The sequence below is a fragment of the Nocardioides sp. NPDC057577 genome (assembly GCF_042801335.1).
Lineage (GTDB): Bacteria > Actinomycetota > Actinomycetes > Propionibacteriales > Nocardioidaceae > Nocardioides.
This window is the reverse complement of record NZ_JBHVGB010000200.1, coordinates 1-10,556: the sequence shown is the minus strand read 5'-3', so window position 1 is coordinate 10,556 and position 10,556 is coordinate 1. Positions and strand designations below refer to the sequence as shown.

11 protein-coding genes are annotated in these 10,556 nt (G+C 70.6%); 2 read left to right on the top strand and 9 right to left on the bottom strand.

Annotation, left to right across the window (positions count from 1 at the left end; translation table 11 throughout):
- Positions 1-14: 14 nt before the first annotated feature.
- From ACFU7D_RS26065 to ACFU7D_RS26050, 4 genes are all read right to left on the bottom strand, one after another.
- Positions 15-722: a YcnI family protein gene (locus ACFU7D_RS26065; RefSeq protein WP_378872881.1), complete on the bottom strand. Its 708-nt coding sequence runs from the start codon at positions 720-722 to the stop codon at positions 15-17.
- Between the two features lie 61 nt (positions 723-783).
- On the bottom strand, positions 784-1,305 hold the full coding sequence (locus ACFU7D_RS26060; RefSeq protein ID WP_378872879.1) for a cell division protein FtsQ: 522 nt from the start codon (positions 1,303-1,305) through the stop codon (positions 784-786).
- Positions 1,306-1,443: 138 nt separating this feature from the next.
- Positions 1,444-2,850 (bottom strand): GntP family permease, encoded by a 1,407-nt coding sequence (locus ACFU7D_RS26055; protein WP_378872877.1) that lies wholly within the window; start codon positions 2,848-2,850, stop codon positions 1,444-1,446.
- Positions 2,851-2,871: 21 nt separating this feature from the next.
- Positions 2,872-4,638 (bottom strand): IlvD/Edd family dehydratase, encoded by a 1,767-nt coding sequence (locus ACFU7D_RS26050; RefSeq protein WP_378872875.1) that lies wholly within the window; start codon positions 4,636-4,638, stop codon positions 2,872-2,874.
- 144 nt (positions 4,639-4,782) lie between these two features.
- Here ACFU7D_RS26050 and ACFU7D_RS26045 point away from each other — a divergent pair, with 144 nt between their 5' ends.
- Positions 4,783-5,478 (top strand): GntR family transcriptional regulator, encoded by a 696-nt coding sequence (locus ACFU7D_RS26045; protein WP_378872873.1) that lies wholly within the window; start codon positions 4,783-4,785, stop codon positions 5,476-5,478.
- Positions 5,479-5,563: 85 nt separating this feature from the next.
- Here the strand turns inward: ACFU7D_RS26045 and ACFU7D_RS26040 are convergent, their stop codons facing one another.
- Together ACFU7D_RS26040 and ACFU7D_RS26035 are read right to left on the bottom strand one after the other, a co-directional pair.
- A complete protein-coding gene (locus tag ACFU7D_RS26040) occupies positions 5,564-6,193 on the bottom strand; it encodes a 3-oxoacid CoA-transferase subunit B (RefSeq protein WP_378872871.1) in 630 nt (209 codons plus the stop codon).
- Position 6,194: 1 nt separating this feature from the next.
- Positions 6,195-6,959, bottom strand: a complete 765-nt coding sequence (locus ACFU7D_RS26035; RefSeq protein ID WP_378872869.1) for a CoA transferase subunit A — start codon at positions 6,957-6,959, stop codon at positions 6,195-6,197.
- Between the two features lie 128 nt (positions 6,960-7,087).
- Here ACFU7D_RS26035 and ACFU7D_RS26030 point away from each other — a divergent pair, with 128 nt between their 5' ends.
- Positions 7,088-7,870: an IclR family transcriptional regulator gene (locus ACFU7D_RS26030; protein ID WP_378872867.1), complete on the top strand. Its 783-nt coding sequence runs from the start codon at positions 7,088-7,090 to the stop codon at positions 7,868-7,870.
- Here ACFU7D_RS26030 and ACFU7D_RS26025 read toward each other — a convergent pair.
- From ACFU7D_RS26025 to ACFU7D_RS26015, 3 genes are all read right to left on the bottom strand, one after another.
- The gene (locus ACFU7D_RS26025) at positions 7,836-9,338 is read right to left on the bottom strand and encodes an FGGY-family carbohydrate kinase (RefSeq protein ID WP_378872865.1); all 1,503 of its coding nucleotides are present in this window, start codon (positions 9,336-9,338) and stop codon (positions 7,836-7,838) included. The two genes, ACFU7D_RS26030 and ACFU7D_RS26025, sit on opposite strands and share 35 nt — an antisense overlap.
- 81 nt (positions 9,339-9,419) lie before the next feature.
- Positions 9,420-9,941: a ribose-5-phosphate isomerase gene (locus ACFU7D_RS26020; RefSeq protein WP_378872864.1), complete on the bottom strand. Its 522-nt coding sequence runs from the start codon at positions 9,939-9,941 to the stop codon at positions 9,420-9,422.
- On the bottom strand, positions 9,938-10,556 hold a 619-nt coding region (locus ACFU7D_RS26015), incomplete at its 5' end, for a DAK2 domain-containing protein (protein WP_378872862.1). The genes ACFU7D_RS26015 and ACFU7D_RS26020, both read right to left, overlap by 4 nt.

The window sequence follows — 10,556 nt, the reverse complement described above, 5'->3', positions numbered from 1 at the left end:
CGTCAGGGGAGCACTCACGCCTTACGACGCCCCAGCGCGAGGGCGGTCGTGCCCGCGATCAGGCCGAGAATGCCGGCGCCGGCACCGACAGCGCCCCACACGTTGCTGTCGCCGTCCTCGACCTCCGCGGCGGCCGGCTCGGCCTTCTCGGCCGACTCCTCGGCGCCATGGCCGTGACCGTCCTCGGCCTCAGCTGCGGTGACCTCGAAGGACGGAGCCGGGTTCTCCGGCTCCTCAGTGGCGCCCTCGGGGGCCTCCTCGACCCAGGCGGTCTCGCCCTTCACGCAGGTCTGGATGACCGGGAAGGCGAGCGTGCCCTCCTCCTCGGGCAGCTGCAGGGAGACCTCGAAGGCGTCACGCTGACCGTCGGGCAGCGGCGTCTTGGCGGTGTAGACGACCGAGGAGTCGCGCTCGGTGAGCTTGTTGCCGTGGGCGTCCTCGAGCGGCTCGGCGAGCTTCTCGGTGACGACCTTGACGTCGTAGAACGGCTGCCGCGTGGGCGTCACGTCGTTGATCCCCTCGGGGACCTGGATCGTGATCTGCTTGGTCGGCGAGCCTTCGCAGCCGTGGCCGTTGCTGAAGGTCAGGACCGTGTAGGCGCCGGCCGCGGTCTCGGTCGGGGTGACCGTGACGTGAGCGGAGGCCGGGGCGGCGACGAGGAAGGTGATGCCCGCGGCAGCGGCGGCGGGCGCGCCGAGGCGCGCGAGGGTACGTCGAGACATGGTTGTTGCTTTCTGTGGAGTGTGTGCTGCTGGGCGATGCCCAGTTGTCGGGGTCGGGTCCTCAGGCGAGGACCGGCGGACCCCGGCCAGCAGCGACGTACGTCCACAGCCCGGTGCGCGGCACGACCGGCTGCGCCTGGACCGGCAGGCGGAACGGGATCGGGTTCCGGGGCGTGGCGGACGCCCGGGAGATGACCTGCCAGGCCCGGCGGTGCAGCAGCCAGACGACCACGGTGAGCACCGCGGCCGCGGTGTGCGCGACCAGCATCGAGGTCTCGCCCGCACCGGCATCGTGTGCGTGGGCGGCGGGCGCCGCGTACGCCTCGAAGGCCTCGTGCATCCCCAGCTGCGCCGCGCCGGCGAGCACCGCCCCCAGGACGATCCCGACTCGTCGTTGCAGCACGACGACCCCGGCGCCGAAGGCGGCAAAACCGGTCGCCACCAGCCACAACGCGTCCGGCAGCTCCCCGCCGCCGGCCAGGTGGGCCAGGCTGGACCCGGTGGTGATCTCGACGGCCGCGAGCAGCGCGAGCCACACGCTCCCGCGCGTCGGCCGCACCACCCTCAAATCCACGCCGCACATTGTCGCAGACCTGCCGAGCCGTCGCCCACGTCGGCCGAGAAGTCACCCCCGTCGGCCGAGCCGTCACGTACGTCGGCCGAGCCGTCACCCCGTGACATCTCGGCCGACGCCGCTGACCTCTCGGCCCGAGGCTCGGGCTCAGGAGATGAAGGTGCTGAGGACGAGGACCACGCAGAACCCGGTGAGGCCGACGAGCGACTTCATCACCGTCCACGACCGCAGGGTGTCCGCGACGCTCATCCCGAAGTAGCGGTTGGCCATCCAGAAGCCTGAGTCGTTGACGTGGGAGAACCCGGCGCCGCCGCAGGCGATCGCGATGCAGGTGAGGGCGACCGTGGCGTCGCTGGCGCCGAGCGACTCCGCGAGCGGAGCGCTGAAGGTCGCCCCCGTGACCATCGCGACGAGGCCGGAGCCCTGGGAGATGCGCATCACGGCGGCGACGAGGAAGCCGAAGACGACGAGAGGTACGTTCGCGTCCTTCATCGCCGCTGACAGGGTGTCCCCGAGTCCGGACGACACCAGGACATCGCCGAAGACGCCGCCCGCGCCGGTGACCAGGATGATCATGCCGGCCGGGCCGAGCGCGTCGCTGGCGAGGCGCTGGAGATCCGCTGCCCCTGCACCACGCCTGACGCCGAACATCCACAGGCTGAACAGGCACGTGATGAGCAGGGCCATGACGGGGTGGCCGAGGAACGTCAGCAGGGCGACCGCCGTCGAGTCACCGCCGATCGTGCGGCCGACGGTGCCCACGAGGATCAGGACCAGTGGCATGAGCAAGGTCGCGACCACGGCGGCGAAGGACGGCAACGTGTCGGGGTCCGAGGTTCCGGGCGTGATCGGCTGCTCTGCCCCGTTGTCGGCCGACCCGGTCGAGGCACTCCCGCCACCGACACCGGCGACGGCCATGACCGGCGGTACGACCATGATCTTCTTGGCGATGTAGCGCCCGAAGAGGGGGCCGGCGATCGACACGGCGGGGATGCCACAGATGACGCCGAAGAGGATGACGAGGCCGATGTCGGCGTTCATGATGCCGGCGGTCGCGAGCGGGCCGGGCGCGGGCGGCATGAAGGTGTAGGCACAGCTGAGGCCGGCACACAGCGGGATGCCGTAGTGCAGGAGTGACTTGCCGGTGCGCTGGGCGACGCCGTACAGCATCGGCACCAGGACGACGATCGCAACGTCGATGTAGACCGAGGTGGCGACCAGGAACCCGGCGAGACCCAGACCCCAGGAGACCGTGCGGTCGGAGAAGTTGTCGACGAGCGTGAGGGCGATGCGTTCGGCCGCTCCGGCTCGCTGCAGCACGGTGCCGAAGATCGCACCGAGGGCGATGACCAACGCCAGCTGGCCCAACGAGTCGCCCATCGCTGCGACGACGAGCTCCATCAGCTCGTTCGGTTTGGTGCCGACGGCGAGCCCGAACAGCAACGTGGTGATCAGGAGGGCCAGGAACTCCTGGACCTTGAACCTGATGATGAGGACGAGCAGCGCGCCGATCGCCAGCAGGGCGGCGGTGACGACCCAGGTTTCGTGATTCATCGCGGTGATCTCCTTCGGCGATCAGTTCGCGCCGGCGACGGGCCCGGCGACGGCACCGGGGACGTGGCCAGGAACAGGGGTCGTCGGGTCCGGGTCCTGGAGGAAGCGGAAGTCGCAGCCCTCCTCGGCCTGGGTCACCTCATCGGCGTAGAGCTTGGCGTACCCGCGCCGGGGCTTCGGGCGCTCGACGACCTCGTCGGCTCGTGTCGCGAGCACGTCGTCGGAGACCTCCAGGCGCAGCGTACGGTCGTTGACGGAGAGGGTGATCATGTCACCCGTCCTGACCAGCGCGATGGGGCCGCCGACCGCTGCCTCGGGGGAGGCGTGCAGGACGATCGTGCCGGCCGCGGTGCCGGACATCCGGCCATCGGAGATCCGCACGATGTCCTTGACGCCGGCGCGGGCGAGCTTCCGCGGAATCGGGATGTAGCCGGCCTCGGGCATACCGGGGTAGCCGACGGGCCCGATGTTGCGCAGCACGAGGATGTCGTCGGCTTCGACGTCGAGATCGTCGCTGTCGATACGTGCGGCAAGGTCCTCGGCGTCCTCGAAGACGACCGCCCGGCCGCGGTGCTCGAGCAGCGCGGCGGTCGCGGCCGACTGCTTGATGATCGACCCGGCCGGAGCCAGGTTGCCGCGCAGGACGGCGATGCTCCCGCCGCTGTGGATCGGGTCCTCCCGGGGTCGGATCACGTCCTGGGGGAACGGCGCCGGCGCGTCGTCGAGCTCCTCGCCCAACGTACGTCCCGTGACGGTGAGTGCGTCGAGCTCCAGCTGGTCGCGGATCTCGAGCATGAGGCGCTGGACGCCACCGGCGCGGTGGAAGTCCTCCATGTAGTGATCGCCGGACGGCTTGAGGTCCAGGAGAACCGGCGTCTCTCGGCCCATCCGATCGAACGCGTCGAGGTCGAGGGGATAGCCGCAGCGCCCCGCGATCGCGGCGAGATGCACCAAGGCGTTGGTGGACCCGCCCATCGCGAGCAGAACTCGGAACGCGTTGTCGAAGGCCGCGGGGGTGAGGATCTTGTCGATGGTCAGCCGTTCGGTGGCGAGCCCGACCGCGCGACGACCGGTCTCCTCGGCGATCCGCATCCGGTCAGCCGTCACCGCGGGCGGAGTGGCGCTTCCGGGGAGGGCGATGCCCATCGCCTCCGAGACCGCGGCCATGGTGCTGGCGGTGCCGGCGACCGAGCAGGTGCCGACCGAGCCGACGAGCCTCCCGTTGACCTCGGCGATCTCTTCGTCGTCGATCTCCTCGGCTCGGTACTTGCCCCAGAAGAACCGGCAGTCCGTGCACGCGCCGACGGTACGGCCACGGTGGCTCCCGGTCAGCATCGAGCCGGTGACGAGCTGGATGGCGGGCTTTCCGGCAGAGGCGGCGCCCATCAGCTGGGCCGGCACGGTCTTGTCGCAGCCTCCGATGAGGACGACGGCGTCGACCGGAAGGGCACGCAGCATCTCCTCGGTGTCCATCGACATGAGGTTGCGCAGGAACATGCTCGTGGGGTGGGCGAAGCTCTCGTGCACCGAGATCGTCGGGAAGCTCACCGGGAACCCGCCGGACAGCATCACGCCCCGCTTGATGGCGTCGATCAGCTGCGGCACGTTGCCGTGACACGGGTTGAAGCCACTTTCGGTGTCGACGATGCCGATCACCGGCCGGTCGAGGGCGTCGTCGCTGTAGCCGGCGCCCTTGATGAAGGCCTTGCGCAGGAACAGCGCGAACTCGGTGTCGCCGTAGCTCGTCAGGTTGGACCGCATCCCGGTGGGCGTGCTCTCGTCGAACATTATCGTCCTTATTATTGATAATCTGGTTGAGACCGGCATCACATCACATCTCGCTGGCTCTCGCAACGGCGGCCCGGTCTGCTGACGAGCGGGGCCGTCGACGTGAAAGCATTGGCTCGATCGAAGCGGAAGGAGGAGGCACTGATGACTGCCGAGGCGAGCAATGCGCTCCCGGATGCGGTTCGCGCCACCCGTCAGCGGGCGTCGGCGCAGGTCGAGGCGATCGCCGGCGAGCTCGAGGAGGACATCGCGATGGGCCTCCTGCACCCGCGCGAACGCCTCGTCGAGGACGTGCTGATGGAGCGCTTCGACGCCAAACGCCATGTCGTACGCAGCGCGCTCACCACGCTCGAGACGCGAGGTGCCGTGGAGCGACGCGCCCACGTGGGAGCGCTCGTGCGCTCCTTCTCAGCCCAGGAGGTGCGCGACCTGTACGACGTACGCGAGCTGGTCGAGACCGCGTGCGCCCGCGCCATCGCGACTCCGGTCCCTGGCGAGCAGATCCGCCCGGTCGAGGACGCGATGCACGAGCACGAGCAGGCGGTGGCTCGCGGTGATCGCCGCTCCGCGTTGCGCGCCAACATCCGATTCCACGAGCATCTCTTCGGGTTGGCCCCGAACCCGTTCCTGGTCGAGTCCGTGCGCCGTCACGCGCGGATGGCCTCGCCGATCCGGTCGCTCACGGTGGTCAACGACAAGCTCCTGGAGCGCTCACGCGACGAGCACCGGGCGATGGTGGTGGCGCTCCGCGAGGGTCGGACCGATGACCTGGTGAGGGTCTGCGCCGCCCATCTCGAGCCGTCCCGGGACGCCTACCTCAGCCTGCTCGGCGAGCTCTGAACGTACGCGGCGCCGAGCCGTCACATACGTCGGCCGAGCCGTCACATACGTGACATCTCGGCCGACGCGGCTGGCCTCCCGGCGATCAGCGGAGGATGCGGGGCTCCGTCTTCTCCTCGACCTCACTGAACGTGACGCCCGGAGCGAGCTCGACGAGGCGCAGGCCCTCGGGGGTGATGTCGAGGACGCACAGGTCGGTGATGATGCGCTGCACGACACCGAGGCCGGTGTAGGGGAGCGAGCACTCCTCGACGATCTTGTAGGAGCCGTCGCGGGCGACGTGCTCCATCAGCACGACGACCTTCTTGGCGCCGTGGACGAGGTCCATCGCGCCGCCCATGCCCTTGACCATCTTGCCGGGGATCATCCAGTTGGCCAGGTCGCCGCCGGCGGAGACCTGCATCGCCCCGAGGATCGCGGCGTCGATCTTGCCGGAGCGGATCATCCCGAAGCTGGTCGCGGAGTCGAAGAACGAGGCGCCCTTGCGTACGGTGACCGTTTCCTTGCCGGCGTTGATCAGGTCCGGGTCGACGGCGTCCTCGGTCGGGTAGGCGCCGGTGCCGAGGATGCCGTTCTCGCTCTGCAGCACCAGCTCGACGTCGTCGGGGACGTAGTTGGGCACCAGTGTCGGGAGCCCGATGCCGAGGTTGACGTAGTCGCCGTCGACCAGCTCCGCGGCGGCGCGGGCGGCCATCTCTTCACGTGTCCATGCCATGTCAGCGCACCGTCCTCTTCTCGATCCGCTTGTCGGCGGCCTGCTCCGGGGTCAACGGCACCACCCGGTGCACGTAGACGCCCGGAAGGTGGATGTCGTTCGGCGCGAGCTCGCCGGGCTCGACGAGCTCCTCGACCTCGGCGATCGTGATCTGCCCGGCCATCGCGGCGAGCGGGTTGAAGTTGCGGGCGGAGTCCTTGAAGACGAGGTTGCCGTGGCGGTCGCCCTTCCAGGCGCGGACGATGCCGAAGTCGGCGACGATGGCCTCCTCCAGGACGAACTCCCGCTCGCCGTCGGGCGTCTCGAAGGTCATCACCGGCTTCTCGGGCGAGGTCTTGATGACGTTGCCCGCGTCGTCGTACTTCCACGGCAGCCCGCCCTGCGCCACCTGCGTGCCGAAGCCGGTGCGGGTGTAGAAGGCGGCGATGCCGGAGCCGCCGGCGCGCATCCGCTCGGCCAGCGTGCCCTGCGGGGTCAGCTCGACCTCGAGGTCGCCGGAGAGGTACTGCCGCGCGAACTCCTTGTTCTCACCGACGTACGAGGCGACGACCCGGCGCAGGCGTCCGGCGCCGAGCAGCAGGCCCAGGCCCCAGTCGTCGACACCGGCGTTGTTGGAGACCACCTCGAGGTCGGTCACGCCGGCCTCGAGCAGAGCATTGATGAGCACCGAGGGGATGCCGCACAACCCGAAGCCGCCGACCGTGAGGGTCGCTCCGTTCGGGATGTCCGCGACCGCCTCGGCGGCTGAGGAGATGACCTTGTCCATGATGATCAGTCAAGGATGGGCAGCGTGTTCGGTCAATAGGTGAGCGCGATTTCACGCTCGATCTCTCGGAGAACGACCCCGTTGCCGCAGATGCGTCCACTGAGCGGACGTCGCCTATCGTACGTCCCATGGAACCCGGTCCCAGCGTCATCCGTCGCAGCGCAACCCTGCTGCGGCTGCTCGCTGCGCGCGAGCCGGAGGGCGCGACGACCACCCAGCTCGCGACGACCGCCGCCATCCCGCGCCCGACCGCCCATCGGCTGCTCAGCGCGCTGCAGGACGAGGGGCTGGTCGAGCGCGACAACGACACCGCCGCCTGGCACCTGGGCCCGGAGTGCTTCCTGCTCGGCGCCGCCGCGACCACCCGCCACGACATCACCCCGGCGGCCCGGGCCGCGGTCCTGCACATCGCCCGGGAGACGGGGGAGAGCGCCTTCTTCTCGATCCGGCGCGGCGAGGAGACGGTCTGCGTCCTGCGCGAGGACGGCAGCTTCCCGATCCGCTCGCATGTGCTCTACGAGGGCATCCGGTTCCCGCTCGGCGTGGCCTCGGCCGGCCTGGCGATCCTTGCCTTCCTGCCGGAGTCGCGGCGGGAGGCCTACCTGGCCCGGACCGATCTGGTCGCCGCCTACGGCGAGCAGCACTCGGCGGCGGCCCTCCGCGAGCGTGTCGCCGCGACCCGTGAGCTCGGCTTCGCGGTCAACCCCGGCCTCATCGTGGTCGGCAGCTGGGGGCTGGGTGCCGCCGTCTTCGACGCCCACGGGCAGCCCTACGGAGCGCTCACCATCACCGGCATCGAGGCCCGCCTCGCCCCGCCCCGCCAGGCCGAGCTCGGCCGCCTCCTCCTGGAGGCTGCCCACAGCCTGACCACGAAGGCTAGGTCCGGACCTGAGTCAGGGCTTCCTGCATGAGGGCGAGTCGGTGCACCTGGTCACGGGTGGCGGGATACAGCTCGGCGAAGGCGCCGTAGAGCTCGTCGTAGACCGCCCGGTTCTCCGGATCGGGGACGACCTCTCCGACGATCCGGGTCCAGTCGGTGTCCGGGGGCACCAGCCCTGAGCCGATGGCGGCCAAGAGGGCGTCCCCGTAGGAGGCTCCGATCGTCTGCTCGGGCACGAGCTGCCTGATCCCGGCGACGTCGCTGACGATCTGGGTCCACGGTCCGCTCCGGGTCCCGCCACCGACCGCGACCACGCGGGACGCCGGCCCACCGGCATCCTCCAGGAGCTCCAGGATCTGGCGTACGCCGTAGGCGATTCCCTCGTAGACGGCCCGGTAGAGGTGTCCGCGGCCGTGGCGCAGGGACAGCCCGGCGACGACGCCTCGTGCGTGCGGATCGAAGATCGGGGTGCGCTCGCCGGCGAAGTAGGGCAGCACGATGAGGCCCTCGGCGCCGGCCGGGACGAGGTCGGCCTCCTTGGCGAGGGTGGCGATGTCGTGATTCCCGGTGAGCTCCTGGACCCACGACAGCAGGCTCCCGGAGGTGGCCATCCCGCCCGCGAGCGTCATCACGTCCGGTTGGACGCTCATCGTGGTCCACAGCGGAGGGCAGGGCGCGAGACCGTGGCCGATCTGGATGAAGAACATCGTGGAGCCGTACATCAGCATCAGGTCGCCCGGCTGCCGCACACCGCAGCTGAAGGCCTCGGCCCAGGCGTCCACCGTCCCCGCCATGACCGGCGTGCCGACAGGCAGGCCCGTCGCCGCGGAGGCTTCGGCGTGCAGCGCGCCGACCACGTCACCGGACCAGGCGAGCCGGGGCATCCGGAGGTCGCCGAGGATCTCCCCGGCCCAGTCGGAGGCCCAGTCCTCGGCCGCGATGTCGTAGAGCGGGGCGCACTGGCTGGCGGTGTGGTGGTCCATGACGTACTCGCCGGTGAGCCGGGCCACGACATAGGAGCTCGAACCGAACCAGCGCCGGGTCCGCGCCCACACCTCGGGCTCGTGACGGCGAAGCCAGAGCAGCTTGGGACCGACCGCCTGGGAGCTGAGCGCACTGCCGGCCCGGTCGAGGATGGCGTCCGCGCCGAACCGCTCGGTGAGCTCCGCGATCTCGGCCGACGCCCGGCTGTCGATGCCGTACAGGATGCCCGGCCGGAGCGGGGTCAGGTCGTCGTCGGTGACCAGTACGCAGGGGCCGATGCCGCTGACGCAGAGCCCGGCGATCGTGTGGCCGCGGGCGTGCAGCGCGAGCTCGCGGCAGATCGAGGCCACCTCGCCCCACCAGATGGTCTCGGCGTCCATCTCCGCATGTCCGGCCCGTGGCAGCGACATCTGGTGGTGCCGCATCGTCTTGGCGATCACCACGCCGTCGGCGGTGGTCAGCACGCCCTTGCTGCTTCCGGTGCCGACATCGACCCCCACGACCAAGGCAGCCATGAAACCCTCCCAGTCGCGCCGGACCGCGGTGTCCGACAGCCTCGACGGCGTGATCGGTCGATCCTAGTGGCCGTCGGGCACTCAGCAGCTCGAGGGTTGTTCCTGCTCCGTGGCACCCTGCTCGTACTCGCCGATGGCCGCGACCTTGGCCGCCGAGGCCGACTCGGGGTCGAACTCGTAGCCCAGCCATTCCTTGGCGAGACGGCGGGCGAGCTCGATCCCGACGACGCGCTGGCCCATGCAGAGCACCTGGGCATTGTTGCTGAGCACCGCTCGTTCGACGGAGAAGCTGTCGTGTGCCGTGACGGCGCGTACGCCCGGCACCTTGTTGGCGCTGATCGCGACACCGAGGCCGGTGCCGCACACGAGCAGCGCCCGGTCGACGCTGCCGTTGGCGACCAGCTGTGCCGCGGAGGCTGCGACGTGGGGGTAGGCGGTGTGCTCGTCGGTCGTGACGCCGACGTCGACCACCACGGAGACCCGCGGATCGGCCTCCAGGTCCGCCTTCAGGATGTCGCGGTAGGAGACACCGGCGTCGTCGCAGCCCACCGCGATCCGCAGCGCTCGCGGCTCGGGGTTCGTGGTCCGTGTCGGCTCGGTCATGAGGACTCCTCGGGAAGGGGCTGGCAGGTCTGGTCGAGCTGTTCCCCGATCGCGGTGACGATCAGGGCGAGCGAGACGGCACCGGGGTCGGGGGTGCCGACGCTGCGTTCGGCGAGGGGTCGGGCGCGGCCGACCTTCGGCACCATCGGCGCGGTCGCCTCGGCGGCCTTGGTGCAGGTCTCCGCGGCGACGCGCCAGGCCTCGGCCAGGGGGAGCGCGGCCTCGGCGCCCTGCTCGAGCGTGTCGGCGAAGGGGCAGAGGGCATCGAGCATCGTCTTGTCGCCGAGCTCGGCGTGACCGAACGTCTGCACCCGGGTCGCCCCCGCCCGTACGGCCCTGGCGAGCCCGTCGAGGGTGACCGGCTCCTGGTTGCCGAGGCCCTCGCCGACGGTGTCCAGCAGCAGGCCCCACAGGATCCCGCTCGTGCCGCCGGCGCGGTCGCCGAACGCGGACCCCGCTGCCACGAGCACGGAGCGGACGCCGCCGGCGGCGGAGACGGCCGTCTCGGCCGCCTCGACGGCGGCCTTGGATCCGCGACTCATGCCGATGCCGGGGTCGCCGGCGCCGGCGCGCGCGGCGATCTCACCGAGCCGGTCCTTGTGCTCCGCGCCCGTC

Excerpts from the sequence above, each read along its gene's own strand:
- ACFU7D_RS26065 (WP_378872881.1), bottom strand. The coding sequence starts at position 722 with ATGTCTCGACGTACCCTCGCGCGCCTCGGCGCGCCCGCCGCCGCTGCC.
- ACFU7D_RS26060 (WP_378872879.1), bottom strand. The coding sequence starts at position 1,305 with ATGTGCGGCGTGGATTTGAGGGTGGTGCGGCCGACGCGCGGGAGCGTG.
- ACFU7D_RS26055 (WP_378872877.1), bottom strand. The coding sequence starts at position 2,850 with ATGAATCACGAAACCTGGGTCGTCACCGCCGCCCTGCTGGCGATCGGC.
- ACFU7D_RS26050 (WP_378872875.1), bottom strand. The coding sequence starts at position 4,638 with ATGTTCGACGAGAGCACGCCCACCGGGATGCGGTCCAACCTGACGAGC.
- ACFU7D_RS26045 (WP_378872873.1), top strand. The coding sequence starts at position 4,783 with ATGACTGCCGAGGCGAGCAATGCGCTCCCGGATGCGGTTCGCGCCACC.
- ACFU7D_RS26040 (WP_378872871.1), bottom strand. The coding sequence starts at position 6,193 with ATGGCATGGACACGTGAAGAGATGGCCGCCCGCGCCGCCGCGGAGCTG.
- ACFU7D_RS26035 (WP_378872869.1), bottom strand. The coding sequence starts at position 6,959 with ATGGACAAGGTCATCTCCTCAGCCGCCGAGGCGGTCGCGGACATCCCG.
- ACFU7D_RS26030 (WP_378872867.1), top strand. The coding sequence starts at position 7,088 with ATGGAACCCGGTCCCAGCGTCATCCGTCGCAGCGCAACCCTGCTGCGG.
- ACFU7D_RS26025 (WP_378872865.1), bottom strand. The coding sequence starts at position 9,338 with ATGGCTGCCTTGGTCGTGGGGGTCGATGTCGGCACCGGAAGCAGCAAG.
- ACFU7D_RS26020 (WP_378872864.1), bottom strand. The coding sequence starts at position 9,941 with ATGACCGAGCCGACACGGACCACGAACCCCGAGCCGCGAGCGCTGCGG.